General features: G+C 63.4%; 23 protein-coding genes. 10 read left to right on the plus strand and 13 right to left on the minus strand.

What is annotated here, in order from left to right; all coding sequences use genetic code 11:
* The first annotated feature begins 24 nt into the window (after positions 1-24).
* Positions 25-756, plus strand: coding sequence for a 4'-phosphopantetheinyl transferase family protein (locus tag LG30_RS0108480; RefSeq protein ID WP_033130271.1), 732 nt, complete (start codon positions 25-27; stop codon positions 754-756).
* A gap of 60 nt (positions 757-816) precedes the next feature.
* On the opposite strand, the gene LG30_RS0108485 is transcribed toward LG30_RS0108480, so the two are convergent.
* The 5 genes from LG30_RS0108485 to LG30_RS0108505 all read right to left on the minus strand — a co-directional run bounded on the left by LG30_RS0108485 (position 817) and on the right by LG30_RS0108505 (position 7,133).
* Positions 817-1,644, minus strand: a complete 828-nt coding sequence (locus tag LG30_RS0108485; RefSeq protein WP_033130272.1) for an amonabactin ABC transporter ATP-binding protein — start codon at positions 1,642-1,644, stop codon at positions 817-819.
* A 43-nt stretch (positions 1,645-1,687) separates the two neighbouring features.
* Positions 1,688-2,758 (minus strand): amonabactin ABC transporter permease subunit 1, encoded by a 1,071-nt coding sequence (locus LG30_RS0108490; RefSeq protein WP_033130273.1) that lies wholly within the window; start codon positions 2,756-2,758, stop codon positions 1,688-1,690.
* A 10-nt stretch (positions 2,759-2,768) separates the two neighbouring features.
* A complete protein-coding gene (locus LG30_RS0108495) occupies positions 2,769-3,785 on the minus strand; it encodes an amonabactin ABC transporter permease subunit 2 (RefSeq protein ID WP_033130274.1) in 1,017 nt (338 codons plus the stop codon).
* 76 nt (positions 3,786-3,861) lie between these two features.
* On the minus strand, positions 3,862-5,835 hold the full coding sequence (locus LG30_RS0108500; RefSeq protein WP_033130275.1) for a siderophore amonabactin TonB-dependent receptor: 1,974 nt from the start codon (positions 5,833-5,835) through the stop codon (positions 3,862-3,864).
* Between the two features lie 59 nt (positions 5,836-5,894).
* Entirely contained in the window at positions 5,895-7,133 is a 1,239-nt protein-coding gene (locus LG30_RS0108505; protein ID WP_033130276.1) for an MFS transporter, read from the minus strand.
* Between the two features lie 248 nt (positions 7,134-7,381).
* Here LG30_RS0108505 and LG30_RS0108510 point away from each other — a divergent pair, with 248 nt between their 5' ends.
* Complete coding sequence (locus tag LG30_RS0108510) at positions 7,382-8,134, plus strand: hypothetical protein (RefSeq protein ID WP_033130311.1); 753 nt, start codon at positions 7,382-7,384, stop codon at positions 8,132-8,134.
* A gap of 60 nt (positions 8,135-8,194) precedes the next feature.
* On the opposite strand, the gene LG30_RS0108515 is transcribed toward LG30_RS0108510, so the two are convergent.
* The 4 genes from LG30_RS0108515 to LG30_RS0108525 form a co-directional block, all read right to left on the minus strand.
* Positions 8,195-8,665, minus strand: a complete 471-nt coding sequence (locus LG30_RS0108515; protein ID WP_033130277.1) for a DUF2919 domain-containing protein — start codon at positions 8,663-8,665, stop codon at positions 8,195-8,197.
* 142 nt (positions 8,666-8,807) lie between these two features.
* Positions 8,808-9,755 carry a magnesium/cobalt transporter CorA gene (gene corA, locus LG30_RS0108520; protein WP_033130278.1) on the minus strand — a complete coding sequence of 316 codons (948 nt, stop codon included), beginning with the start codon at positions 9,753-9,755 and terminating at the stop codon, positions 8,808-8,810.
* Between the two features lie 378 nt (positions 9,756-10,133).
* Entirely contained in the window at positions 10,134-10,235 is a 102-nt protein-coding gene (locus LG30_RS22995; RefSeq protein WP_081966090.1) for a 4Fe-4S dicluster domain-containing protein, read from the minus strand.
* Positions 10,236-10,238: 3 nt separating this feature from the next.
* Positions 10,239-11,891, minus strand: coding sequence for an electron transfer flavoprotein-ubiquinone oxidoreductase (locus tag LG30_RS0108525; RefSeq protein WP_033130279.1), 1,653 nt, complete (start codon positions 11,889-11,891; stop codon positions 10,239-10,241).
* 126 nt (positions 11,892-12,017) lie between these two features.
* On the opposite strand from LG30_RS0108525, the gene LG30_RS0108530 reads away from it, so the two are divergent.
* The 5 genes from LG30_RS0108530 (at position 12,018) to aroG (ending at position 17,982) form a co-directional block, all read left to right on the plus strand.
* A complete protein-coding gene (locus LG30_RS0108530; RefSeq protein WP_033130312.1) occupies positions 12,018-12,770 on the plus strand; it encodes an electron transfer flavoprotein subunit beta/FixA family protein in 753 nt (250 codons plus the stop codon).
* Positions 12,771-12,864: 94 nt separating this feature from the next.
* Positions 12,865-13,794: an electron transfer flavoprotein subunit alpha/FixB family protein gene (locus LG30_RS0108535; protein WP_033130280.1), complete on the plus strand. Its 930-nt coding sequence runs from the start codon at positions 12,865-12,867 to the stop codon at positions 13,792-13,794.
* Between the two features lie 224 nt (positions 13,795-14,018).
* A complete protein-coding gene (serC, locus tag LG30_RS0108540) occupies positions 14,019-15,107 on the plus strand; it encodes a 3-phosphoserine/phosphohydroxythreonine transaminase (RefSeq protein WP_033130281.1) in 1,089 nt (362 codons plus the stop codon).
* Positions 15,108-15,424: 317 nt separating this feature from the next.
* A complete protein-coding gene (gene aroA, locus LG30_RS0108545) occupies positions 15,425-16,708 on the plus strand; it encodes a 3-phosphoshikimate 1-carboxyvinyltransferase (RefSeq protein WP_033130282.1) in 1,284 nt (427 codons plus the stop codon).
* A 218-nt stretch (positions 16,709-16,926) separates the two neighbouring features.
* A complete protein-coding gene (aroG, locus tag LG30_RS0108550; protein ID WP_033130283.1) occupies positions 16,927-17,982 on the plus strand; it encodes a 3-deoxy-7-phosphoheptulonate synthase AroG in 1,056 nt (351 codons plus the stop codon).
* A 94-nt stretch (positions 17,983-18,076) separates the two neighbouring features.
* Here aroG and LG30_RS0108555 read toward each other — a convergent pair whose 3' ends face one another.
* Positions 18,077-18,799 carry a TerC family protein gene (locus tag LG30_RS0108555; RefSeq protein ID WP_052100920.1) on the minus strand — a complete coding sequence of 241 codons (723 nt, stop codon included), beginning with the start codon at positions 18,797-18,799 and terminating at the stop codon, positions 18,077-18,079.
* A gap of 106 nt (positions 18,800-18,905) precedes the next feature.
* Here LG30_RS0108555 and LG30_RS0108560 point away from each other — a divergent pair, with 106 nt between their 5' ends.
* The 3 genes from LG30_RS0108560 (at position 18,906) to LG30_RS0108570 (ending at position 22,169) form a co-directional block, all read left to right on the plus strand.
* A complete protein-coding gene (locus LG30_RS0108560) occupies positions 18,906-20,021 on the plus strand; it encodes an ATP-NAD kinase family protein (RefSeq protein WP_033130285.1) in 1,116 nt (371 codons plus the stop codon).
* A 108-nt stretch (positions 20,022-20,129) separates the two neighbouring features.
* Positions 20,130-20,408 (plus strand): YfcL family protein, encoded by a 279-nt coding sequence (locus LG30_RS0108565; protein WP_033130286.1) that lies wholly within the window; start codon positions 20,130-20,132, stop codon positions 20,406-20,408.
* Positions 20,409-20,507: 99 nt separating this feature from the next.
* Positions 20,508-22,169 carry an AMP-binding protein gene (locus LG30_RS0108570; protein ID WP_033130287.1) on the plus strand — a complete coding sequence of 554 codons (1,662 nt, stop codon included), beginning with the start codon at positions 20,508-20,510 and terminating at the stop codon, positions 22,167-22,169.
* Between the two features lie 880 nt (positions 22,170-23,049).
* Here LG30_RS0108570 and cdd read toward each other — a convergent pair.
* From cdd to LG30_RS0108585, 3 genes are all read right to left on the minus strand, one after another.
* Positions 23,050-23,931: a cytidine deaminase gene (gene cdd, locus LG30_RS0108575; RefSeq protein ID WP_033130288.1), complete on the minus strand. Its 882-nt coding sequence runs from the start codon at positions 23,929-23,931 to the stop codon at positions 23,050-23,052.
* 247 nt (positions 23,932-24,178) lie between these two features.
* Positions 24,179-24,865 (minus strand): LrgB family protein, encoded by a 687-nt coding sequence (locus tag LG30_RS0108580; RefSeq protein WP_033130289.1) that lies wholly within the window; start codon positions 24,863-24,865, stop codon positions 24,179-24,181.
* 58 nt (positions 24,866-24,923) lie between these two features.
* Entirely contained in the window at positions 24,924-25,283 is a 360-nt protein-coding gene (locus tag LG30_RS0108585; protein WP_033130290.1) for a CidA/LrgA family protein, read from the minus strand.
* Positions 25,284-25,320: the final 37 nt, after the last annotated feature.

Below are 25,320 nucleotides of genomic sequence, written 5' to 3' on the forward strand. Positions count from 1 at the left end.
AGGAACCCATGCCAGGAGCCTTCCATGCCCCCTTCCTCCCCCTCCGCCGACGGGCGCTTTATCCGTCACGCCGATGCCTTGTTCATGCCTTGTCTCGACAGTCTCCCCCTTCACAGGGTCTGTTTCGATCTAGCGGCCTTCAGGCCCGCTTGCTTTGCCGAGCAGGGGATACCCTTGCCGGCCGAGTTGCAGAGCGCCGTGGCCAAGCGACAGGGGGAGTTTCTGGCGGGGCGGCTGGCGGTGCGGCTGGCCCTGCGTCCTTATGGGCTGGGCGACGAGACGGTGGTCATAGGCCAGGATCGCGCGCCCTGTTGGCCCGCGGGGATGGAGGGCAGCATCAGCCACAGCCAGTTGCTGGGGCAGGGGATGGCGCTGTGCGCGGTGCGCCCCGGCAAGGCGGGGCTGGGGCTGGATCTGGAGGCCTGGCTCGATGAAAGCCAAACGGCGCAGCTCTGGCCCGGCATCCTCGATGGGGAGGAGTGGGGGCGACTGGCATCGGGGGCCGCCGCCGCCGATCTGAGCCTGGAGGAGGGGCTGACCCTGGTGTTTTCGGCCAAGGAGAGCCTGTTCAAGGGGCTCTACCCCAGGGTCGGGCGCTACTTCGACTTTCTCGATGCGAGCTGGTCGGCCATGGGGGCCCAGACCCTGAGGCTGAGTCTGAAGACGGCGCTTGCCCCGGACTTGCCCGCGGGCTGGCACTGCACCCTGCGCTGGCAGCGGCTGCCGGGGGGCCTGCTCACCCTGCTGGCGCTTTGAATCCGTCAGGAGATCAGCCAATAAAAAAACCGCCGGATGGGCGGTTTTTTATTGAAGGCATCAGGCCCGTTGTTTGCCGGCCGCGGCATCAGTGCGCCGACGGGGCACTGTCTCAGAGCGCCGGCGCGGCACTATGACGGGGGCGCCGTCGCCGGGGGCGTGCAGTATGTCGACGTCGGTCTGGTAGAGACGGTCGATGAGCCCCTTGGTCACCACCTCGCGAGCCGGTCCCATGGCCTGAACGCCACCGTTACCGAGGGCGATCAGCTCGTCGCAGTAGCGGGCGGCGGTGGCGAGATCGTGAATGACGATGAGCACCGTCTTGCCCTCGGCGGTGATCTGGTGGATGGCCTCCATCACCTCGGTCTGGTGGCCTATGTCCAGGGCGCTGGTGGGCTCGTCCAGCAAGATGATGTCCGCGTCCTGGGCCAGCACCATGGCGAGCCAGACCCGCTGGGCCTGACCGCCGGACAGCGAATTGGCGCTCTGGTGCCAGATGGCGTCCAGCTGCATCCGCTCGCGAGCCCAGTTGACCATGCGGGCGTCCTCCGCGCTCCACTGATTGAACCAGCCTTGGTGGGGATGGCGGCCGTATTGCACCAGCTGCTCCACCAGGATGCCCGCAGGCACCAGAGGGCGCTGGGGCAGGTAGGCGAGCTCCCGGGCCAATGCCTTCATGCCGTGGCTCGCCAGCGGCTTGCCCTTGAGCAGGATCTCCCCGCTCTGGGGCTGCTCTTGCCCCGCCAGCAGCTTGAGCAGGGTGGACTTGCCGCCGCCGTTGGGGCCGACGATGCCCACCAGCTTGCCCTTGGGCAGGGTGAAGGAGACGTCGTCGAAGACGGATTTGTGCTGATAGCCGAAACGCAGGTTATTCACGCAGAGGGTCATAGGAGGGCCCCTTGTCGGTGTTGGAAAAGGATGGAGTGCATCATCAGTCGGCTCTCTGCCTGTCTTTGATAAGGATGAACAGCAGCAACAGGCCGCCGAGGATACGGGTCATGATGCCGGTGGCGACCTCGTGGGGGCTGGCCAGCACCCGCACCAGGGTGTCGCTCGTCAGCAGCAGCAGGGCACCGCACAGGGCCGCTATCCAGAGCGGCACTATGCGATCCCGGGAGAGCCAGGAGGCGAGAATGGGGGCCGCCATGGCGATGAACACCACGGGGCCGCCGATGGCGGTGCCGAGCGCCGCCACCATGATAGCCTGGGCCAGTACTCCGAGCTGCACCCGGTTGACGTTCACCCCCAGCGTCTGGGCCGTGATGGGGCCGAGGCGCAGCACGCCGAGGGCGCGGGAGAGATAAATGATCCAGGGGCAGATCAGCAGGATCAGTATCCCCACCGGCGCCACGGTACCATAGCCCTGGCCGACGAAGTTGCCCATGTTCCACAGGTAGAGGCTGCTGAGGTGCACCAGGGACTGGGTGGACATGGCGAACTGGCCGATGGCGTTCATCAGCTCGGAGACGCCGATGCCGATCACCACGAACAGGTAGCCCTGCTCCCCCGGCTTGTTGCACAGGGCGTAGAGCACCATGGCGGCGAACAGGGCGCCGAGGGGCGCGGCCCACCAGGGCCAGCTGCCCAGGGTCAGGTAGAGGGAGAAGATGATGATGGCCAGGGAGGCTCCCTCGTTGACCCCGATCATGTCCGGGGTGGCGAGGCGGTTGCGGATCAGGGTCTGCACCAGGCAACCGGAGAGGCCCATGGCGGCACCTGCCACCAGCACGGCGACGATGCGCGGCAGCCGGATCTTGAACACCGTCACCTGATCGAGTCGGCTCCCCTCACCGAGCAGGGTCTGGACGACTCCCAGCATGGTGATCTTGCCGGAGCCCAGAGTCAGCGCCAGCAGGGAGAGCAGCACCAGGGCGACGATCAGCGCGAGCGTGATAAGCCAGGCGCGGCGTTCGAGCAGCAGGGTGCGGGAGCCCAGGCGCAGGCAGAGGGTGCCGGCGGGGAGGGGGTAGGGGGCAGGGGCGTCGTGGATGGCGTTATGCATGGGAGGCTCCTTATTTGACGGCCAGCAGGGAGCGGAAACCGCCGCTGCGCACCACCAGGATGAGCACGGGGGCGCCGATCAGCGCCAGTATCACCCCGTTGGGCAGTTCGAACGGCTGCAGCAGCCAGCGCGCCAGTATGTCCGCGCCGAGCAGGAACAAGACGCCGAACAGGGCGGAGAAGCGCACCTGAATGGACAGGCGCACCGGCTCCACCAGGCGGGCACAGTAGGCGGCGAGGAAACCGACGAAGCCGATGGGGCCGGCGATGGCGATGGCGCAGGCGGTGAACAGGGTGGCGGCCAGCAGCACCCCGATGCGCACCCGGGTCGGCCGGATGCCGAGCGCCTGGGCCTGATTGTCCCCCATCTGCATCAGGGTGAGCTGACGGCACAGGGCCAGGGTCAGCAGCAGGCCCGCGAGGGCGAAGGGCACCACCGTCAGCACCGAATCGAGGCTGGAGGCGGCGAGCGACCCCAGGTTCCAGAAGCGGAATTGCTCCAGCACCACCTTGTTCGAGAGCAGCAGGAAGTTGGAGAGGCCGCCGAAGGTGGCGGAGAGGGCGACCCCCACCAGGATGAGCTTGAGCGGGTTGGAGCGACCCACCATCAGGCCGAGGCCGAGCACGACGAGGTTGCCGAGCAGGGCCCCCATGCCGGACCAGAGCAGGTATCCGTAGGCCGATTCGACACCGAAATAGGTGAGGCCGATCACCAGGGCGAAGACGGCGCCGGCGTTGACGCCGAGCAGGCCGGGTTCGGCCAGGGGGTTGCGGGTGGCGCTCTGCAGCATGGAGGCGGCCAGCGCGAGGCAGGCGCCCACCACCAGGGCCGCCAAGGTGCGGGGCAGGCGCAGGGTGTTGACTATCATGGCGAGTTTTTCATCGGCCACGAGGGCGGGATCGCCCAGCAGGAAACCGGCGACCTCGCGGCCACCATAGACACCGGCCCCGGTGGCCAGTGACAGTGAAATCAGCAGGAAGAGGAGCAGCACTCCGAGCCAGAACAGCTGTGCTTGGTATCTGAGCACTCAATGACTCCTTTCAATTAGGGGCAGTAGAAACGCAAAAAGGGAGCCCTGTCGGGCTCCCTGCACAAGGGGGGGATTACATCTTGTAATCGATCCCGGCATAGACGGTACGACCTTCCAGGATGAAGTCGGCGTCGGTGGCGACCTGATCACGTTGAGTATTGGTGAGATTGGTGATGCCGAGCTTGAAGTCCAGGGCCGGTGTGACGGCCCAGTTAGTGTTCACGTCCAGAGTCTGGTAGTGCTTGGACTTGAGCGCCTGGGAGTTGTGCATCGGCACCTTGATGAACTGGCTGCCGACATATTGCCAAGCCAGGTTGGCACTGACCACGTCGCTCGCCTGCCAGTCCAGACCGAGGTTGCCGGTGTGCTCCGGGGTCTTGGCCAGATCTTGACCGGTGCTCTTGTCCTCGGAGTCCAGCAGGGTCCAGTTACCGGTCAGCTGCACGTTGTCCAGTACGTCGACCCAGCCGCTCAGCTCCAGACCCTTGATGCGGGCCTTCTTGACGTTGAGGTAGGTCATCACACTCGGGTTGTAACCGGGGCCCCACTGATCGCTCTGGATCAGATCCTCGATATCGTTGTGGAAGCCGGTCAGCCCGGCGCCGAAGCGGGCGCTCTCGTAGGCGGTGCCAAGCTCATAGCTGACCGCGGTTTCCGGTTTCAGATCCGGGTTGCCTATCACCTGGCAGGCGCCGCGGCAGGCGGTGGTGGAGAAGCCTTCGCTGGACTGGGCCAGGGTCGGTGCCTTGAACGCCTTGCCGGCGCCACCCTTGATCACCCACTCGTCGGTCAGGGTGTAGAGGGCGTAGGCACGGGGGCTGAACTCGGTGCCATAGGTCTCGTGGTGATCCAGACGACCGGAGAGGGTCAGGGCCAGATCGCCGAAACCGAATTCGTCCTGCAGATAGACGGCGCTCTGGGACGCATCCACGCTGCCGTTGGCGATGTTGCGGCTGTGCTCCAGCTCGGTCTTGCGCAGCTCGGCACCGGAAGTCAGCAGATGCTCACCCAGGTAGCCGCTGACCTGACCGTCGACGGTGTTGTTGGTCTGGGTGACATCGGCGGCGCCGCCATTGAGCTGGGAGTCGTCCATCAGATCTACTTGCTCGAAGTAGTAGCGGACCCGGCTGTCAAAGTGCTGCCAGCGGCCGTTGTGGCTTACTCCCAGGCTCAGGCGATCGAGGTTCTGCACGTTGTGGGCGGTGGCTGGCGCCGTTGCTGCGCGCGGCACGTTGTTGAAGTAGCTGTCCATGTCGTTCTGGTTGTAGCCCAGATCGAATTCCACGTCCTGGTTGTCGGCAACCAGCCACTTCAGGCCGGTCAGCACGTTGACCACTTCGCGTTTTTCCAGCGCATCGGCGTCCGGGTTGTTGGACTGATCGCTCTTCCAGCGGTCACGCTGATAGCCTTCGACCACTATGTTGCCGAGCAACTTGTTGTCGATGAGGGCGCCGGACACATAGGCGCTGCCCTGGTTGGCATCGCCGCCGTCACCCTTGGTCGGGATGCTGTGGGTATAGCCGACGGAGGCTTCGGTCTTCTCGGTGGCCTGGCGCAGGATCACGTTGACCACGCCCCCCAGGGCATCGGCACCGTACAGGGAGGAGACGGGGCCACGGATCACTTCGATGCGCTCGATGGCCGCCATGGGAATGGAGCTCAGGTCGAAGTCGTTGCCATAGGCGCTGCCCAGGGTCTCGCGGGCATTGACGCGCTTGCCGTTGATCAGCAGCAGGGTGTAGTCACCGCCCATGCCACGGATCTTGATCTCGTTACGGCCGGTGGGGTTGGTGGCGATGATGTTGACGCCAGGCACATGCTTGAGCGCATCGCCGATGTTGTTGACGTTCATCTTGTCCAGATCGGCGCGGCTCACGACCGAGACGCTGGCCGGGGCCGTGAACTCGGTGTGCTTGGTCTGGGTCGCGGTGACCACCACGGTCTCGTTGGCCTTGGTCGGCTCGGCCTGAGCCAGACCCGGCAGGGCCAGCAGACCGAGGGAGAGCAAAATGGGGTTCAATTTAAAGACGCCGTGCTGCAACTGCATTGTAAAAACTCCATGGATAAAGCCGAGGTTATGGGTTCCGGGCTCTTCTGGTCCGGTGCTCACTGACTTCCTTGTCTGGCAGTGCCAGGGGCAGGATTATTGTTGTTTTGTATCCGCGCCAGTCCCCGGATGAGGAACCAGACGCCCGCGCAGGCCAACAGGCCGCAGGCGATATTGATCCAGGCGAGCGTAGCGAAGCCGTGCAGGACGCCGCTCTCGTCCGAGATGAGGAACTTGGCCGACAGCAGGCTGCCGAGTCCGGCCGCCACATTGGTGACCGTGCCCTGGAATGACATGAAGGCGGCACGCTGATGGGGAGCCGGAATGGCAGCGGTGACGGCTAGCGTGGTGCTGGCACGGGCCGAACTCAGGGCCATGAACAGGGTAAACAGCAGGTAGATGGGCATGCCGGCCGGCAGGGCGAAGCCGAGCAGGGTCACCAGGGCCAGCAGCAGGCTGGTGAGCAGGATGGCGCCCTGAGCACGGCCCTTGTCTATCCAGCCGCCGCACAGGCGCATGGTGACCATGCTGGCGAGGCCACCGCACAGGTAGAGGGCGGCGATCTGCTCGCGCGGGAAGCCCTGGTTGAACTGGAAATAGTTCGCAAAATGCGGGATCAGCAGGAAATGGCCGAACATCTGCAGACTGAGAATGCCGAGGGCGCCCTGACACAGGGGAGAGCTCAGCAACTGGCGCACGCCGCTGCCGTGGGGGGCGCGGGTGACCGGCAGGGAGGGCAGCAGGCGGCGGCTTATCAGGGCCAGCAGCAGGCCGCAGGCGCCAAACAGCAGGAAGGGGCTCTGCCAGCCGAGCCCCTGGGCCAGGGTCAGGGCGATGGGCACGATCAGGATGGCGGCAAGGGAGAACGCCATGCCCACATAGGCGAGGCGGCGTCCGCGCTCGGCCGGTGGCACCAGATCCAGCACCGCGGCCATCAGGATGGCGGAGAGCGGGCCCGCCACGCAGCCCGACAGGATGAACAGCAGCAACAGTTGCTGGCTGTCCTGCATCAGGGCGCAGGCCATCAGCAGCAGGAAGCGCAGGGTCAGCAGCAGCAACAGGGCGGGTTTACGGTTGACCCGATCGAGCCAGGGTGCGGCGAGGATCCCCATCAGGGCGGCCCCCAGGGTCGCGCCGCCACTGAAATAGCCGGTCTGCTCCGGCGCCATGCCGAGGCTGATGACGAGATCCGGCCCGAGCGGCATCACCATCATCATGCTGCCCATGGAGAGCATGTTGATCAGCATCGCCAGATGAATGGCGGCAGGGATGCTGGAGAGGGCAGAAACTGGCTTCATCAGAGGCTGACTCAAAAAAATGAGTCCGAATTGTATCCGAGGGTTTCCGTTGTGACAACAAATGATAACCATTTTTATTTGTATTGAGAGGTCTCTCAATGAGTCTTTTGTTTAACGCCATGTAATGACTCTGGCGAATAGCGCATAGCATGTAAATACACAGCAAAATGAAGGGCTTCTGACCCCGATATCATTACAATGACGGCACAGGGTGGGAAGATAACGACGGCAGGAAGGGGGAGACGATGATGAGAGGGTGGCGATGGATCTGGCTGTGGTGCTGCTGTGGGCTCTGGGCCTTGCCGCTGCACGCCGAGGTCAAGGTGATCCCCGTGTTTGAGGCGCCGGCCATGGTGCAGACTCTGAAGGATATCTACCCGGCGCTCGGGGTGAGCGCCATGGGCAATCAGCTGGTGCTGAGCGGCACACCCGCGCAGTTGCAGGAGGCAGAGGCAACCCTGAACCAGCTCAACCAGCCACCCCAGAGTCTGCTCATCGAGTGGCGGGTGGAGGGGGCCTCAAGCGGTCGGCAGTTGGGAGTGGGCGTTGGCAACCATAACGCCAAACGGCAGTGGCTTGTCGAGGGCGGGGCGCAGGATTATCAGCGCAGCCAGAACGACAGCTGGCAGGTGCGCGGCCTGTCGGGGCGGCCGGTGCTGCTGCAGATGGGCTCCTACCAGCCGGTCACCTTCTATCGCTGGCAGGGGGGGCGAGTGGTGGGCATGGTGCCGTTGATCAATGGCCTCTATGCCACCGCGACCCTGATAGGCGATCGGGTGCAGATAGCGCTCAGCAGTGAGCAGGCCAGGCTGGAGCGGGGTGACATCAAGACAGGGCAGAGCGCCACCGAGGTGAGCGGTACGCCCGGCCAGTGGATGACGGTGGGGGAGCTCTCCACCACCCAGGCGAGCCGGGGGAGTGAGCTCTCGAATTCGTCACAACTCGGGGTGGCCAGCGGCAGCGAGCGCCAGACATTGCAGATCCGGGTCACTCGCCAATGAGACGCCAAGCGGATCATGTCGTCCCCTGGGTTCGTGATCACCCTGGTTGAACTTGGCTGATCAGTTTCCGGCGTGGGGTTGGTCGACGGCGTATTCTCGCAGCTGGCGGCTCTTGAGCAGATACCAGAGCGCCCAGAGGCTGCCGATCAGCACCAGTGCCGTCGGCCAGCTGAACGACCACTTCTGCAGGTTGAGACTGTGCAGTTGCAGCGCCAGGCCACTCAGGGTCGAGCAGAGCAACAGGCCGCGGCTGTGGCGCCTGAGCCAGGCGCGGGGACTACGGGTCTGTTGATGGGTGCCGCCGAAGGCGAGCAGCGCCAGCATGGCGGGCAAGTCGCTCAGCAAGCCGAGATAGAGGCTCATCCTGTCCGGATAAAACAGCGTCAGGATCTCGCTGCCGCTCTCGCGGGTGACCCCCGCCATCAGAAACAGCCAGACCGAGCGGGTCAGCAGCAGGGCGATGGGCCAGAACCAGAGCGGCGGGCGCAGCTGGCCGTGATCGTCATAGCGGTGTTCGGGATAGAGGGTCATGAGGCCCTGTCGGAGGTTGAGCGAGTGATGAAGAGGGATATGGGGCGGCGGTTGGCCCTTTACAAGGCGGGAGTCGGGTCGGAATTGATCGGGGGCCCTGCCCCCAATCCATCTTCTTCACCGTCCGGCACTCTTCGGTGTGTTACAGCCAGCCCTTGCGCTTGAAGAACAGGCCGGTGCCGAGCGACGACATCACCATCAGCACCAGCGACATCTGATAGCCATACTCCCAGGCGAGCTCCGGCATGCGGCCGAAGTTCATGCCGTAGATGCTGGCGATCAGGGTCGGTGGCAGGAAGATCACCGCGGCCACCGAGAAGATCTTGATCACCTTGTTCTGCTCCAGATTGGTCACCCCCATGGAGGCCTCCAGCTGGAAGTTGATCTTGTCGAACAGGAACTGGGTGTGGGGCAGCAGGGACTCCACATCGTGCAGCATCTCGTCGATCCACTTGTTCTGCTCGCTGGTCATGCGCTGGCGCAGGCTGCGCTTGAGGAAACGCAGGGCGCGGCGGGTATCGTGCAGGGAGAGGCGGATCTGGCCGTTGGCCTCTTCCTGGGCCATCAGCTCCTTGAGCATGGCGTTGATCTGATCCGGCTCAAAAATCTGGTCTGCGGTGTTTTCCAGGGTTTTGTAACCGTCTTCGATGAGATCGGAGAGATATTCCACCTTCAGATTCTGTACTTCCAGCAGGATATCGAGGGCATTCTCCACTTCCAGCCTGTCCTGACGCATGTAATGGCGCAGCAGGCGCACCAGGCCGATGTCATCCTCGCGGATGCTGATCAGCAGGTTGTTGCGCAGGGTGAAGGAGACGTGGACACCCTTGGTGTCGCGGCCGATCCGCTGGGGGAACAGGGAGTGGATGTGCAGGCCGTCGGTGTCCCAGTAGAAACGGGCGGAGGCCTCGATGTCGTCCAGCTCTTCCTTGTCCGGTACCTCTTCCAGGAAGAGGCCCGTCAACCATTCTCGCTCCGCCGTGTCCGGCTTGTAGGCATCCAGCCAGACGGTGTTGTCGGGGACTATGTCGTCCGGCCCGAGCGTGACTATGTCCAGCACCTTGTTATTGAGAATGTAGGCGGTGATCATCTGTCCCCCCTTAAGAAGTCGTGGGTAATCAGGGATGGTTGCACAGGTTCATGCGGCCCTAGATCGCACAGAAAGCGATCCCATGAAATAGCGTAGCGAGGCCGATGGACAACCTGAATGCGGCGAACTATACAGGGGCTCGCCGCGCTTGTCAGGGGCTATTCATCAGGGTTTCGGCCTGTTCGCTCAAAAAAACAGCGAGGTCGGATCAGCGGTTCCGGCCTCGAAAGCAGGGATATCTGCCTCCTGTTATTCCCCTGCCGAGCCAGAGGAACAAGAGGGCAGGCGTCATATGGCTGGGCTGTGGGGGCCGAGCCGATCCTGAGCGGGATCCAGACGATATTCTGGGTTTGAGCATCCTCGATGTCGCAGGTTTTCTCACATATTGGGGGTGTTGGGGCCCGCTCCCCCCTGGGGCGGCGTCCAGACGATGTTCTGGGCTTGAGCATCCTCGATGTCGCAGCTTTCCCCACATCCCACATCTCACATATTGGGATAGTTCGGCCCAGAGCCACCTTGCGGCGGGGTCCAGACGATATTTTGACTAGGATCTTTGATGTCGCAGGTCTTGCAGTGGATGCAGTTCGCTGCGTTGATCTGCAACCTGGGCTGGTTATCTGTCTCCAGGATCTCGAACACCCCCGCCGGGCAGTAGCGCTGGGCGGGTTCGGCCCAGGTGGGCAGGTTGACCGTCACCGGGATGCTCGCATCCTGCAGCCGCAGGTGGCAGGGCTGATCCTCGTCATGGCTGGTGTTGGCGAGATAGACGGAGGAGAGCTTGTCGAAGCTGAGCTTGCCATCGGGCTTGGGGTAGACGATAGGTTGGCAGCGGCTGGCCAGGCGCAGCTGGCGATAGTCGGCCTCCCTGTCTAGCAGGGTGAAGGGGGAGCCTGTGTGCAGCTTGCTGAAGAGTCGCTGCTCCAGCCAGTTAAAGGCGCCGCCGAGCCAGGGGCCGAAGCGGTGCAGGGCGGCGCCGAAGTTGCGGGCCGTCTTCAGCTCACTCGCCAGCCAGCTCTGCTGCAGCGCATCGCCGAACTCGGCCAGATCCCGACCTCCCTCATCTCCCCCACGCAGGCTCATGGCCACAGTGCGAGCCGCCAGCATGCCGGACTTCATGGCGCAGTGGATGCCCTTGATGCGGGAGAAGTCCAGGGTGCCGGCGTCGCAGCCGATGAGCAGGCCGCCGGGAAAATGCATGCGTGGCAGGGAGTGCCAGCCCCCCTTGGTGATGGCACGGGCGCCGTAGCTGATACGCTCACCCCCGCTCAGGGCCTGCGCGATCAGCGGGTGATGCTTGAGACGCTGGAACTCGTCGAAGGGGCTGAGCCAGGGATTCTGGTAGTTGAGATCGACGATGAGGCCGACCGCCACCTGGTTGTCCGCCAGATGATAGAAGTAGAAGCCGCCCTGGCTCTTGTTGCCCTTCTCCTCGCCGAGCGGCCAGCCGCTGCCGTGCAGCACCAGGCCAGGTTTCGACTGGTCGGCGGGCACCTGCCACAGCTCCTTGAAGCCGATGGCATAGTGTTGCGGCTGGGCGTCGCTCTCCAGATTGAACTCGGCGATCAACTGCTTGCCCAGGTGGCCGCGGGCCCCCTCGGCAAACAGGGTGTAGCGGCCATAGAGCGCCATGCCGGGCACGTGATCCGCCTTGGGGTTGCCTTCTCTGTCCAGCCCGAGATCGCCGGTGATCACCCCCCTTACCCTTCCTTTTTCCAGGATAAGTTCGCTCGCGGCGAAGCCGGGGTAGATCTCGACCCCGAGGGACTCGGCCTGCTGGCCGAGCCAGCGGCAGAGGTTGCCGAGGCTGATGATGTGGCAGCCGTCGTTGTGCATGCGCGGCGGCACCGCCCAGTGGGGCAGTTGCAGGGCGCGGGTTGCGCTTTGCAGCAGATGCACCCGATCGTCCGTGACCGGTACCCCGAGCGGTGCCTGCTGCCAGCTGTCCGGCAGCAGCTCCTTGAGGGCGACGGGATCGAGCAGGGCGCCGGAGAGCAGGTGGGCGCCGATTTCCGCCCCCTTCTCCAGCAGGCAGACCGCCAGATCCGGGTTCTGCTGCTTCAGTGCGATGGCGGCACTGAGACCCGCCGGGCCGCCACCGACGATGACGACATCAAATTCCATTGCTTCGCGTTCCATCTTGCCTCTGCGCTCGACTTGGCCTAGGGTAGTGCTGGTAGTTTACGTAAACGTAAAGCATTTTGTCAGCATAAAAGTGTGAGAGTGCAAAATGGATCCACTCAACCGATATGAGGAATGACCGCCATGAAGCTGCTGGTCGCTGTCAAACGGGTCGTTGATTTCAACGTCAAGATCCGGGTCAAGCCCGATGGCTCCGATGTGGAGCTCGCCAATGTGAAGATGGGCATCAACCCGTTTTGCGAAATCGCGGTGGAGGAGGGGGTGAGGCTGCGCGAAGCCGGGGTCGCGACCGAGCTGGTGGTAGTCACCTTCGGGCCAGCCGCGGCCGCCGAGCAACTGCGCCATGCCCTGGCGCTGGGGGCGGATCGGGCGCTTCACTATGTGACTGACGAACCGTTGAGTCCGCTCAAGGTGGCGCAGGCGCTGCAAAAACTGTGCGAGCAGGAGCAACCGGATCTGGTGCTGCTCGGCAAGCAGTCCATCGATTCCGACAACAATCAGGTCGGCCAGATGCTGGCGGCGCTCAATGACTGGCCGCTCGCCACCTTCGCCTCTGCCATCAAGCTGGTGGAGGGGGAGCTGCAGGTGACCCGGGAGATAGACGGCGGCCTCGAGACCCTCGGCATGGTGCTGCCCGCCCTGGTGACGGTGGACTTGCGGCTGAACGAGCCCCGCTTCGCGTCGCTCCCCAACATCATGAAGGCCAAGCGCAAGCCGCTGGAGAGCCAGCCGTTTGCGGCGCTCGGTGTCGAGCCCGCCGCCCAGACCCGGCTGCTCGGGGTGATGGCACCCGCGGTGCGCAGCGCCGGCGTGCGGGTCGGCTCCGTGGATGAGCTGGTGGACAGACTCAGAAACGAAGCCAAGGTGCTGCCATGAGCGCCCTGGTGATGGTGGAACCCATCGGGTGCCAGCCTGTTGCCGGAATAGGTGATGTGGCGGGCAAACTCAACAACGAAGCTAAGGTGCTGCCATGAGCGTACTGGTCATAGTCGAACATCATCAGGGCCAGTTGGCCGACAGCGCCGCCCGTCTGGTGGCGGCGGCCACCCAACTCGGCGGCGAGGTGCACCTGCTGCTGCTGGGGCAGGGGTTGACCGAGGCGGGGGAGCAGGCCGCCAGCCTGCGAGGAGTCGATCGGGTGTTGCTGGCCGAGCATCCTCTGCTGGCAGAAGGCCTGAACGATGGGGTCGATCGGTTGCTGGCTCAGGTGGCGCGGGACTATCAGCACTGCCTGATGGCGGCGAGCAGCCACGGCAAGGATTTGCTGCCGCGGCTGGCGGCCAGGCTCGGGGTGGAGATGATCTCCGAGGTGACCGGCATTGAATCCGCCGATACCTTCCTGCGCCCCATCTATGCGGGCAATGCCATCGCCAGGGTCGCGAGCTCGGCCCTCGTCAAGGTGCTCAGCATTCGCGCTAGCGCCTTCACCGGGGTCAGTGGCGGGGCGGGTGGAACGCCCGTCGAACGATTGCCCGTGCCCGATCTCAGGTGTCGCACCCGCCTCATCGAACGGCGGGCGGTGCGCTCCGCGCGGCCCGAACTCGGCGCGGCGCGGGTGGTGGTCTCGGGGGGACGGGCGCTCGGCTCGAAGGAGCAGTTCGCGCTGATCGAGGCCTTGGCCGACAAGCTGGGGGCGGCGGTCGGTGCCTCCCGGGCGGCGGTGGACGCGGGCTTCGTCGCCAACGATCTGCAGGTGGGCCAGACCGGCAAGATAGTAGCCCCCGAGCTCTACATCGCCGTCGGCATCTCGGGGGCCATCCAGCACCTGGCGGGCATGAAGGAGTCCAAGGTGATCGTCGCCATCAACAAGGATCCCGAGGCCCCCATCTTCCAGGTGGCGGACTACGGCCTGGTGGGGGACCTGTTCAGCCTGTTGCCCGAGCTCACCGCCAAGCTGTGATGTTGTGAAAAAGGGCCTCGGCAGTGCATTTATGCCAGCAGCCGGCCATTTCTCTGCACGTTCTCTGCAAGCCCTGACCCATTCAGGGCTTTTCTACTCTTTGGGATCAGCCTGGCTGACCCAAAAGGGTGCGCCAGATCCCAAAAAGCCTTTGATCCGGTGGGGGCCTCTCGTGTAAAAACGTTCAAGTCATCGATCACTCTCATCCACTCACGGAAAGCGTCATGAGCAAACAGATTTACAACTTCTGCGCCGGCCCCGCCATGTTGCCGGTTGAAGTCATGGAGCGCGCCCAGCGCGAATTTTGTAATTTCCAGGGGCTGGGAGCCTCGGTCATGGAGCTGTCCCACCGCGGCAAGCCCTACATGGCGGTCGCCGAGAAGGCCGAGGCTGACCTGCGCGAGTTGCTGGCGGTGCCGGCCAACTACAAGGTGCTGTTCATGCACGGCGGTGGCCGTGGCCAGTTCTCCGCGGTGCCCATGAACCTGCTCGGCGGCGCCAACAAGAAGGCGGATTACCTGCTGACCGGCGTCTGGGCCCAGAGCGCCGTGGATGAAGCCCACAAGTATGGCGACATCCAGACCTTCCAGGGGGTGGCCAAGAATGCGCAGGGGGTGAGCCACCTGCTGCCGACCCCGGCGTTTCGCGCCGACGCGGCCTATGTGCATTACTGCCCGAACGAAACCATCGATGGCATAGAGATGTTCGACATCCCGGCCACCGGCGATGTGCCGCTGGTGGCGGATCTCTCCTCCACCATCCTCTCCCGTCCCATCGACGTGAGCCGCTTCGGCATCATCTATGCCGGCGCCCAGAAGAACATCGGCCCCTCCGGCCTCGCCATCGCCATAGTGCGGGACGACTTGCTGAGCCAGGCGAGAGCCGATGTGCCCTCGATCTTTGACTACCAGCTCACCGCCAAGAACGACTCCATGTTCAACACCCCGCCCACCTACGCCTGGTATCTGGCCGGGCTGGTGTTCGAGTGGCTGAAAGAACAGGGCGGGCTCGAGGCGATGGCAGCGCGCAACAAGGAGAAGGCCGATTTCCTCTACGGCTATCTCGATCAGTCCAGCTTCTATGGCAACCAGGTGGATGCGGCCTGCCGCTCGCGCATGAACATCCCGTTCCAGCTCAAGAACGCCGAGTTGGACAAGCTGTTCCTGGCCGAGTCGGAGGCGTCCGGTCTACTGGCGCTGAAGGGGCACCGCATCGTCGGCGGCATGCGTGCCAGCCTCTACAACGCCATGCCGCTGGAGGGGGTCAAGGCTCTGGTGAGCTTTATGGATGGCTTTGCCAAGCGCCACGGCTGAGGCGCCGCTCACGCGCTGACTGCGATGTCGTGATCAAGGCTCATGTGCTGCGCGGAACCATCATTGATGGGTATCAACTCAGGTTCCTGCGCTGCGCTTCACCTTGCTGACGGCCTCTCGCGACAACCCGTGAACAGGTTCTAAAGCATCTTCCCTCTGATGCAAGGCGCCGGGGACTCCCCGGCGTCTGTTTTTCCGGTGGATCCTGACCGCCCGCATCAGCGGCCCGGTTTTTGTGCCAAGAGTAGTCTTGCCGCGCAGAACGCAGGCTGTTAACGTCCGGTTAGGTGATTTAATTGAGATAGTACAGGAAGTCTATGAATTCGTTGCGTTTGGAACCCATTTCTCGTGTGGCTGGCGTGGTCAATCTGCCTGGCTCCAAAAGTGTCTCTAACCGTGCCCTGCTGCTGGCAGCCCTGGCGCGGGGCACCACCCGGCTGACCAACCTGCTCGACAGCGATGACATCCGTCACATGCTGGCGGCGCTGACCCAGCTTGGCGTCAAGTACAAGCTCTCCGCCGACAAGACAGAGTGCACCGTGCACGGCCTGGGCCGCAGCTTCGCGGTGAAGGAGCCGGTCAACCTCTTCCTCGGCAACGCCGGCACCGCCATGCGTCCGCTCTGCGCTGCGCTCTGTCTGGGATCCGGCGAATACATGCTGGGCGGTGAGCCGCGCATGGAGGAGCGCCCCATCGGTCATTTGGTGGATGCCCTGCGTGAAGCCGGCGCCCATATCCAGTACCTGAAGAAAGACGGCTACCCGCCGCTGGTGGTGGATGCCAAGGGACTCTGGGGTGGCGATGTGCATGTCGACGGCTCCGTTTCCAGCCAGTTCCTGACGGCGTTTCTGATGGCAGCCCCCATGGCGGCCGGCGATACCCGCATCCACATCAAGGGTGAGCTGGTCTCCAAGCCCTACATCGACATCACCCTGCACATCATGAAGCAGTTCGGGGTGGTCATCGAGCACGACGACTACAAGCTGTTCTACATCAAGGGCAACCAGACCTACGTCAGCCCCGGTGACTTCCTGGTGGAAGGGGATGCCTCCAGCGCCTCCTATTTCCTCGCGGCAGGTGCCATCAAGGGCAAGGTGCGGGTGACCGGCATCGGCAAGCACAGCATCCAGGGCGACATTCACTTCGCCGACGTGCTGGAGAAGATGGGGGCGAAGATCACCTGGGGTGACGACTTCATCGAAGCGGAGCAGGCTCCGCTGCACGGCATCGACATGGACATGAACCAGATCCCGGACGCGGCCATGACCATCGCCACCACGGCGCTGTTCGCCGAGGGGCCGACCTCCATTCGCAACATCTACAACTGGCGGGTGAAAGAGACGGATCGGCTGCACGCCATGGCGACCGAGCTGCGCAAGCTCGGGGTTGAGGTGGAGGAGGGGCACGACTTCATCACGGTGACGCCGCCGGCCAGCCTCAAGCACGCGGCCATCGACACCTACAACGATCACCGCATCGCCATGTGCTTCTCGCTGGTGGCGCTGTCGGACACCGCGGTGACCATCAACGATCCGGGTTGCACCTCCAAGACCTTCCCGGACTACTTCGACAAGCTGGCCAGCATCAGTCAAGCGGTCTGATCCCAAAGGTCCGCTGCCCGTGCCCGCCCTCTCGCCATGCGCGAAGGGCGGGCCTCTTCTTTTTAGCCCCTCAAACACTTTGCTAGCAGTATTATTACAACTTGCAAGACTCCGTTGCTAAATTCATTTCGTGAAGATGTAATTTTCTATTTACACCGCTTCGGCTGCGGGCTAGATTGAAGTTTCTTTATCGCAGTTATCTAGCAGGAAGCCTTGTCATGAAGCATCAAACCGACGACGTTCGTATCAGTGAAATCAAAGAATTATTGCCCCCGGTTGCGGTGCTCGAGAAGTTTCCGGCGACTGAAACCGCTTCATCGACCGTGTTTGAATCCCGCCAGGCCATTCATCAGATCCTGGCCGGCGAAGATCAGCGCCTGCTGGTGGTGATCGGCCCCTGCTCCATCCACGATCCGGTGGCGGCATTGGAATATGGCAAGCGCCTCAAGACCTTGCGTGACGAGCTTAAAGGTCAGCTGGAAATCGTGATGCGAGTCTATTTCGAGAAGCCGCGCACCACGGTCGGCTGGAAGGGGTTGATCAACGACCCTTACCTCGACAACAGCTGCCAGATCAACGATGGTCTGCGCATCGGTCGCAAGCTGCTGCTGGACCTCAACGACATGGGGCTGCCGACCGCCTCCGAGTTCCTCGACATGATCACTCCGCAATACATGGCGGATCTGATGAGCTGGGGCGCCATCGGGGCCCGTACCACCGAATCCCAGGTGCACCGTGAGCTGGCCTCCGGTCTCTCCTGCCCGGTCGGTTTCAAGAACGGCACCGACGGCACCATCAAGGTGGCCATCGATGCCATCGGCGCCGCCAGCGCGCCGCACCACTTCCTGTCGGTGACCAAGTACGGCCACTCCGCCATCGTCTCCACCGCCGGCAACCCGGACTGTCATATCATTTTGCGCGGTGGCCGCGAGCCGAACTACAGTGCCGCCCACGTGGATGATGTGGTGAAGGGGCTGGACAAGGCCGGTCTGCCGCAGAAGGTGATGATCGACTTCAGCCACGCCAACAGCAGCAAGCAGTTCAAGAACCAGATGTTGGTGGCCGAGGACGTGGCCGGTCAGCTGCGCGCCGGCAGCAAGGCGGTGTTCGGTGTCATGGTGGAGAGCCACCTGGTGGAAGGACGTCAGGATCTGGTGGAAGGCTGCGAGCTCACCTTCGGCCAGAGCATCACGGATGCGTGCATCAACTGGGCCGATACCGAGGTCCTGCTGCGCAACCTGGCCGATGCGGTGGCGACGCGCAACGCGCTCTGATGCCCAGGCCCAAGCGGCCCGTTCACAACGGATAAAAAAAGCGCGACCCGGGGTCGCGCTTTTTGTTGGCCTTGTGTGGCAGGAAGTCGGCAGCTTACTTGGCTTTTTCCTGATGGCCGCGCAGGCGGATGTTGATCATCTCCACCACCAGCGAGAAGGCCATGGCGAAGTAGATGTAGCCCTTGGGTATGTGCATATCCAGCCCTTCGCCGACCAGCGCGACCCCGACCAGGATCAGGAAGGAGAGCGCCAGCATCTTGATGGTGGGGTGCTCGTCGACGAAGTCACCGATGGCCTTGGCGGCAAACATCATGACCCCGACGGCGATGACGATGGCCAGCACCATGACGGGCACGTGGTCCGCCATGCCGACGGCTGTGATGACGGAGTCCAGGCTGAAGATGATGTCGAGGATGGCGATCTGCACCAGTGTCGACATGAAACCGGCGGTCTTGCTCACCATCCCCTGCTCGTCGGCGGCCCCTTCCAGGCTCTGGTGGATCTCGTGGGTGCTCTTGGCGATGAGGAACAGGCCCCCCACCAGCAGGATCATATCCCGGCCCGAGATGGCCTCGTCGAACAGGCTGAACAGCGGATGGGTGAGGCGCATCACCCAGGCCAGGGACAGCAGCAGCAGGATGCGGGTCCCCATGGCGAGCCCCAGTCCCAGGATCCGTGCCCGTTGGCGCTGGGCCTCCGGCAGCCGACCCACCAGGATAGAGATGAAGATGATGTTGTCGATGCCCAGCACGATCTCGAGCAGGGTCAGGGTGGCGAGTGCTACCCAGGCAGAGGGATCAGCAATCCATTCCAGCATGATTGAACCTTGGTTGAAATATTGAAGCAGCGCATTTTAGCAGGCAAGCCCGGCTTGTCCCATAGCGGCGAACAGATAAAATAGCGGCGATCAGAGGGAGAGAATCATGTTTCGTTTAGGGCTCATTATCAACCCGGTCGCCGGCATCGGCGGGGCGGTCGGCCTCAAAGGCAGCGACGGTGTCGTGGCCGAGGCGCTGGCGCGGGGCGCGGTGCCAAAGGCGCAGGAGCGGGCCCGTCAGGCCCTGCTGCCGCTACTGGATCTGACGCAGCCCTTCGAGCTGCTGACGGTGGCGGGGGAGATGGGGGCGAGCCTCGCCGCCGAGCTGCAACTGCCGCATACCATCGTCTATAAGTCCGCCGGCCCGACAACCTGCGCCGACGATACCCGCGCCGCCGCCGCGCTGATGCGGGAGGCGGGGGTGGATCTGCTGCTGTTTGCCGGTGGCGATGGCACGGCCAGGGACATCTGCGCCGCGGTGGGGGAGTCCTGCCATGTGCTCGGCATCCCGGCCGGGTGCAAGATCCACTCCGGGGTCTACGGCGTGACCCCGGCCGCCAGCGGGCGGGTGGTGGCGCGGATGATAGGCGGTGAGCTGCTCAGCCTGATGGACGCCGAGGTGGTGGACATCGACGAGGAGGCGTTTCGGGCCGGCAAGGTGCGGGCTCGTCACTATGGCCAGATGCAGGTGCCCGGCGATCTGCGCTACGTGCAGGCGACCAAGCAGGGCGGGCGGGAGTCCGAGGAGCTGGTGCTCGCGGATCTCGCCGCCGGGGTGGTGGAGGAGATGGAGCCAGATACCCTCTATCTGATGGGGTCGGGCAGCACGGTCGCCGCCTGCATGGCCGAGCTTGGGCTGGAAAATACGCTGCTCGGTGTGGATCTGGTGGAAAATGGCCGGCTTATCGGGCAGGATCTGTCCGCCGCCGAGATCCTGACCCGGATCCGCGGTCGTCGCTGTCGCCTGATCATTACCCTGATCGGCGGTCAGGGACATCTGTTCGGGCGCGGAAATCAGCAACTGAGTCCAGAGGTGATCAGGGCCGTCGGGCGAGACCATATTCAGGTGCTCGCCACCAAGACCAAGCTGGCGGCACTCCAAGGCCGTCCGCTGCTGGTGGACACCGATGACCCGGCACTGAACCGGTCGTTAAGGGGTTATCTGCGGATAACCACCGGCTACAAGGACCAGGTCATCTACCCGGTGGCCAACCCGGAATAGGACATCAAGGATGCGGCTGGCCTGGCGCCAGAGAGCCGTGATCAACAAGATCGCGGTTCCACTCCCCGAATTATTTTGCCGGCAATCCCGGAAATGAGGCTGCGTTACATGACAATTCACGATTTTGAGCACAAGTTGTTGGGATTGATCGACGGCATGGTGGCCACGGCCAGCGATGACGATCTGTTTGCTGGCGGCTACCTGCGCGGGCATATCTCGCTGGCGGTGGCCCGTGCCGAGCTGGAAGGCAAGACCCTGGTGCGGGATGTAAAGAGCTATGTCTTGCGTAGCCTGAATGAGGCCATCTTGCAGGGCGAACTGTCCGAGCAGGATGAGGTGCTGGTGCAGGATCTGTGGCAGCGTCTGCAGCAACAGGCGGAAGCTTGATCCCATTCGCAGTTCAAACAGAAGTTTAAGTAATCTGCTTCCCTGAGTGTTATCAAAAGGTTAATAATGGGACTCGCCTTTTGTTTCAGGGATTGAACTATGTCCTCCTCACGCATTGCCAACAAACTGCCGCTCGAGATGCTCTATCACTGGGAGCGGCAGTCGCCTGACCGAGTCTACCTGCGTCAAACCATCCACCGTGAATACGTCGACTTCACCTGGTCTGACGTGGCCGACGAGGCGCGGCGCATGGTGACGGCCCTGCGCGAGCTGGGGCTGGTGGCTGGTGACAAGGTGGCGCTGCTCTCCAAGAACTGCGCCCAGTGGTTCATCGCCGATCTGGCGATGCAGATGGGGCAGTACGTGAGCGTGCCCATCTACCCGACCGCCAACGTCGACACCATCGAATACGTGCTGCGTCACAGCGAGGCCAAGGCGATCTTCGTCGGCAAGCTCGATGACTGGCAGAGCCAGGAGGCGGGGGTGCCGGCTTCCTTGCTGCGCATCGCCTTCCCCTATGACACCATGCCGGCCCCTCATCAATGGGACGCTCTGCTGGCGACGCACGCCCCCATCACCGACAGCCCGGTGCAGGCGCCGGACGCCCTGCTGAGCCTGGTCTACACCTCCGGCAGCACCGGCAAGCCCAAGGGCGCCATGCTGAGCGTGGAGCGCTACGCCTGGTCCTGCGAGAAGCTGGTGGAGGCGGTGGCGCTGACCGAGGCGGATCGCGGCTTCTCTTACCTGCCGCTGGCCCACATCACCGAGCGGGTCTACATCTACGGCGGCAGCCTGTTCAGTGGCGCCACCATCGCCTTCCCCGAGTCCCTCGACACCTTCATCGACGACGTCAAGCGTTGCCGACCTACCGTCTTCATCTCGGTGCCGCGCCTCTGGGCCATGTTCCGCATCAAGATCCTCGAGAAGCTGCCCCAGAAGAAGCTGGATCTGCTGCTCAAGATCCCGCTCGTCTCCGGCCTCATCAAGCGCAAGCTGCAAAAAGGGCTGGGGCTGGATCAGGCGCGGGTGCTGGGCTGTGGCTCGGCCCCGGTGGCGCCGGCCCTGCTCGAGTGGTACCACCGCATCGGCATCGAGATCACCGAGGCCTGGGGCATGACCGAGAACCACGCCTTCTCCACCCTCAACTATCCGTTCAGGGCCGACAAGATAGGCACGGTCGGCAAGGCGGGCCCCGGGGTGACCCTCAAGATCTCCGACGAGGGGGAGATCCTCTGCCGCTGCGACGGCATGATGCTGGGCTACTACAAGGATCCCGAGCACAGCGCCGAGGCCATCGACGCCGACGGCTGGCTGCACACCGGTGACATGGGCAAGCTGGACCGGGAGGGCTACCTCACCATCACCGGCCGCATGAAGGACGTGTTCAAGACCGCCAAGGGCAAGTACGTGGCGCCGGTCCCCATCGAGGGGCTGCTGGGGCAGGAGCCCATCATAGAGCAGCTGTGCGTCATCGGTTACGGCATGCCGCAGCCGGTGGCCCTGGTGCAGCTGGCCGAGAGCGCCATGAAGGGGGATCGCGCCGCCGTCAACGCCCAGCTGGAGGCGGCCCGCAACCGGGTCAACGACAAGCTGGAATCCCATGCCCGCATTCGCGGCATCCTGGTGGTGAAGAGCCCCTGGAACATCGAAAATGGGGTGCTGACCCCCACCATGAAGATCCGGCGCCACCTGCTTGAGCAGAAATACGCGGACATCGGCGATCGCTGGTCCGGCTCCCAGAGCATTATCTGGGAATCCTGACGGACAGAGGCATTTGGAAAACAAATACAAAAAGGGGAGCCAGTGGCTCCCCTAATAGTTTTTGCCTGCCGATCAGACGGCTTTGTACTCCAGTTCGACGGATCCCAGCGCCTTCAGGGTGGAAAGTGGATTGAGCCGCATCTCGCTGGCTGACCCCCACCATGAAGATCCGGCGCCACCTGCTTGAGCAGAAATACGCGGACATCGGCGATCGCTGGTCCGGCTCCCAGAGCATTATCTGGGGATCCTGACGGACAGAGGCATTTGGAAAACAAATACAAAAAGGGGAGCCAGTGGCTCCCCTAATGCATTTGGCCTGCTGATCAGACGGCTTTGTACTCCAGTTCGACGGATCCCAGCGCTTTCAGGGTGGAAAGTGGATTGAGCCGCATCTCGCTGGCTGATCCCCACCATGAAGATCCGGCGCCACTCGCTTGAGCAGAAATACGCAGACATCGGCGATCGCTGGTCCGGCTCTCAGAGCATTATCTGGGGATCCTGAGGGACAGGGGTATTTAGAAAACAAATACAAAAAGGGGAGCCAGTGGCTCCCCTAATGCATTTGGGCTGCTGATCAGACGGCCTTGTACTCCAGTTCGACGGATCCCAGCGCCTTCAGGGTGGAAAGTGGATTGAGCCGCATCTCGCTGGCTGATCCCCATCATGAAGATCCGGCGCCACTTGCTTGAGCAGAAATACGCGGACATCGGCGATCGCTGGTCCGGCTCCCAGAGCATTATCTGGGAATCCTGATGGGCCTGTGAGGGGGCCTGCGGCCCCCGTATCGGCATTTAGCAAATCACTGCCAAGCGCCGCACTATTTAGATAACAAATGAAAAAGGGGAGCCACCGGCTCCCCTTTTTGCGTTCAAGGCATCGATTAGACGGCTTGGTACTCCAGCTCGACTGTTCCCAGCGCTTTCAGGGTGGACTGGGCCGCATCTCGCTGGCTGATCGGGCTGTTGCCGTTCTCCAGCAGCACGGCACGGCGCACGGTGCCGAGATCCTCGCCGTTCAATACCGCATGGGCACAGGCCATCTGCATCGGTGGCAGGCTGGGGTTGAAGGCGGCGTTCTCGGCGTAGCGCCCGCAGAAGACGCGGCCGTCGGCGAACTGCAGCGCCACCGCGGCATAGCCCTGGCTGTAGGGGGCATAGCTCTGGCGGGCGGCAGTCAGCGCGGCCTGCCACAGGGGATCATCGCTTTCCAGCACCAGCTCGTCATGGGCTTGCGGGCTCATCAGGGCGTCGGTGATGTCCAGATCGGCGGGACCGAACGAGTGGGGCAGGAAGGACTGCAGCTCGCTCAAGTCATCGGGCAGGGAGACCTTCAGGGTCTTGGCGGTGCTCAGCTCGTTCATGAACTGACGGCAATGGCCGCAGGGGGTGTAGTTGACGGTGATTTCACTGATCCCGGTCTCGCCGCCGAGCCAGGCGTTGGAGATGGCGGACTGCTCGGCGTGCACCGAGTGGAACAACCCCGGACCGGCAAACTCCATGTTGGCACCCAGATACCAGTGGCCGCTCAGGCCACAGGCGATGGCGCCGACGAAGAACCTGGAGATGGGGGCGACCGAGCAGGCGGCGGCCAGCGGCAGCAGGGCGAGACGCAGGGCACGATCCTCAAGGCCGGTGGCGGCTTTGAGGATGGCGATTTGCGCCGGGCTGAAGCTGGCGTTGAACCCCTCATCCAGCATGGGGCGCAGGGCCGCTTGCAACGGGGCTGACAGGGTCTCGAATGGCTTGGCAAAACGGGGATGCATACTGTGTCCTCAAAGGCCAATTGGGGGGCCATTGTAGGGAGCAAGCGCGGCGAAATGTGTGAGCGCGCTCACGCCTTGGTGGGCAAAGGGCCGGCGATGTTAAAGGAAACGTTTGTCTTGCGCAATCTGTGCGTCAGCTCCCAGCACGGGGGCGTTTTAAGTGTCACCTGAGTACGAGATGGTGTTTGGATAGAAAGCGAGCAATGGCCGCCAGGGGTGGCCATTGCAGGGGACGCGCGCGGTGGTTTCAGGTCAGCCAGTGGTAGATGGCAAACAGCAGGGGAGCGACCGCGGCGGTGAGGATACCGCACACCACCATGGCCAGCGACGAGAAGGCGCCCTGGGTGACCCCCTTTTCGGCGGAGGTGGCGGTGCCGATGGCGTGGGCACAGGCCCCCATGGCGAGGCCCTGGGCCTCGGGATCGGTGACCCGCATCAGCTTGAGCAGGGGGTAGCCGATGAGGGCGCCGATGATCCCGACCACCACCACCACGGCGGCCGCGATGGCGGGAATGCCGCCCAGCGACTGGCTGACGCTCATGGCCAGCGGCGTGGTGATGGACTTGGTGGCCAGCGAGGCCAGCAGCGCCGGATCCGCCCCCATCAGGTGGCCGATCAGCAAAGTGGTGCAGACCGAGATCAGCACAGAGGCCAGGGTGCAGGCAAGGATGGGCTTGAGCCTTGAGCGGATCTGGCGAGCCTGCTGATAGAGCGGCAGCGCCAGCGCGACCACCGCCGGCTCCAGCAGCGCCGTGATGGGGAAGGTGCCGTGCTGGTACTGCTCCAGCGGCAGATCCAGCCAGAGCAGCAGGCCGATGATGACGGCTGTGGGGATCAGCACAGGGTTGACGATGGGCCAGGGCAGACGGCGGTAGAGGGCCCGGGTGGCGAAATAGAGCGCAAGCGTCAGGGGAATGGCAAACCAGAACATCATGGTTGCTTCCTTGTCATGGGATGGCGGGATTGAGCGGGGGAGATGGCAAGCCGGCGCATCATTGCTTGTTCATCCTCTGGTAGAGGTGGCCGACGGTGGCCAGGATCAGCACTATGCCCAGCACCACGCACAGCAGGATGAGCCCGAAGGATTGGCGCAGGGGCTCGAGCCAGGCCACCAGCCCGACCGCCACCGGCACGAACAGCACCCCCATGTGGCGCAGCAGCAGGCCGGCACTCTGTTCGACCCAGTGCAGCTTGATGAATTGCAACGAGAGCAGCACGAACAGCAGCAGCATGCCGAGGATGCTGCCGGGGAAGGCGAAGGGCAGCAGGGCCGCCAGAGCTTTGCCTGCCAGCAGGCAGGCGACGATGACCATGAAATCACGAAGGTAGAGCAAGGCGCGTTGAAGCAGCACTGGGGCCTCATCTTGGCAACTGTGAGCGAGGTCGCAG

This window comes from Aeromonas aquatica, assembly GCF_000764655.1.
Taxonomy (GTDB): Bacteria; Pseudomonadota; Gammaproteobacteria; order Enterobacterales; family Aeromonadaceae; genus Aeromonas; species Aeromonas aquatica.

Excerpts from the sequence above, each read along its gene's own strand:
- LG30_RS0108480 (WP_033130271.1), top strand. The coding sequence starts at position 25 with ATGCCCCCTTCCTCCCCCTCCGCCGACGGGCGCTTTATCCGTCACGCC.
- LG30_RS0108485 (WP_033130272.1), bottom strand. The coding sequence starts at position 1,644 with ATGACCCTCTGCGTGAATAACCTGCGTTTCGGCTATCAGCACAAATCC.
- LG30_RS0108490 (WP_033130273.1), bottom strand. The coding sequence starts at position 2,758 with ATGCATAACGCCATCCACGACGCCCCTGCCCCCTACCCCCTCCCCGCC.
- LG30_RS0108500 (WP_033130275.1), bottom strand. The coding sequence starts at position 5,835 with ATGCAGTTGCAGCACGGCGTCTTTAAATTGAACCCCATTTTGCTCTCC.
- LG30_RS0108505 (WP_033130276.1), bottom strand. The coding sequence starts at position 7,133 with ATGAAGCCAGTTTCTGCCCTCTCCAGCATCCCTGCCGCCATTCATCTG.
- LG30_RS0108510 (WP_033130311.1), top strand. The coding sequence starts at position 7,382 with ATGAGAGGGTGGCGATGGATCTGGCTGTGGTGCTGCTGTGGGCTCTGG.
- LG30_RS0108515 (WP_033130277.1), bottom strand. The coding sequence starts at position 8,665 with ATGACCCTCTATCCCGAACACCGCTATGACGATCACGGCCAGCTGCGC.
- corA (WP_033130278.1), bottom strand. The coding sequence starts at position 9,755 with ATGATCACCGCCTACATTCTCAATAACAAGGTGCTGGACATAGTCACG.
- LG30_RS0108525 (WP_033130279.1), bottom strand. The coding sequence starts at position 11,891 with ATGGAACGCGAAGCAATGGAATTTGATGTCGTCATCGTCGGTGGCGGC.
- LG30_RS0108530 (WP_033130312.1), top strand. The coding sequence starts at position 12,018 with ATGAAGCTGCTGGTCGCTGTCAAACGGGTCGTTGATTTCAACGTCAAG.
- LG30_RS0108535 (WP_033130280.1), top strand. The coding sequence starts at position 12,865 with ATGAGCGTACTGGTCATAGTCGAACATCATCAGGGCCAGTTGGCCGAC.
- serC (WP_033130281.1), top strand. The coding sequence starts at position 14,019 with ATGAGCAAACAGATTTACAACTTCTGCGCCGGCCCCGCCATGTTGCCG.
- aroA (WP_033130282.1), top strand. The coding sequence starts at position 15,425 with ATGAATTCGTTGCGTTTGGAACCCATTTCTCGTGTGGCTGGCGTGGTC.
- aroG (WP_033130283.1), top strand. The coding sequence starts at position 16,927 with ATGAAGCATCAAACCGACGACGTTCGTATCAGTGAAATCAAAGAATTA.
- LG30_RS0108555 (WP_052100920.1), bottom strand. The coding sequence starts at position 18,799 with ATGCTGGAATGGATTGCTGATCCCTCTGCCTGGGTAGCACTCGCCACC.
- LG30_RS0108560 (WP_033130285.1), top strand. The coding sequence starts at position 18,906 with ATGTTTCGTTTAGGGCTCATTATCAACCCGGTCGCCGGCATCGGCGGG.
- LG30_RS0108565 (WP_033130286.1), top strand. The coding sequence starts at position 20,130 with ATGACAATTCACGATTTTGAGCACAAGTTGTTGGGATTGATCGACGGC.
- LG30_RS0108570 (WP_033130287.1), top strand. The coding sequence starts at position 20,508 with ATGTCCTCCTCACGCATTGCCAACAAACTGCCGCTCGAGATGCTCTAT.
- cdd (WP_033130288.1), bottom strand. The coding sequence starts at position 23,931 with ATGCATCCCCGTTTTGCCAAGCCATTCGAGACCCTGTCAGCCCCGTTG.
- LG30_RS0108580 (WP_033130289.1), bottom strand. The coding sequence starts at position 24,865 with ATGATGTTCTGGTTTGCCATTCCCCTGACGCTTGCGCTCTATTTCGCC.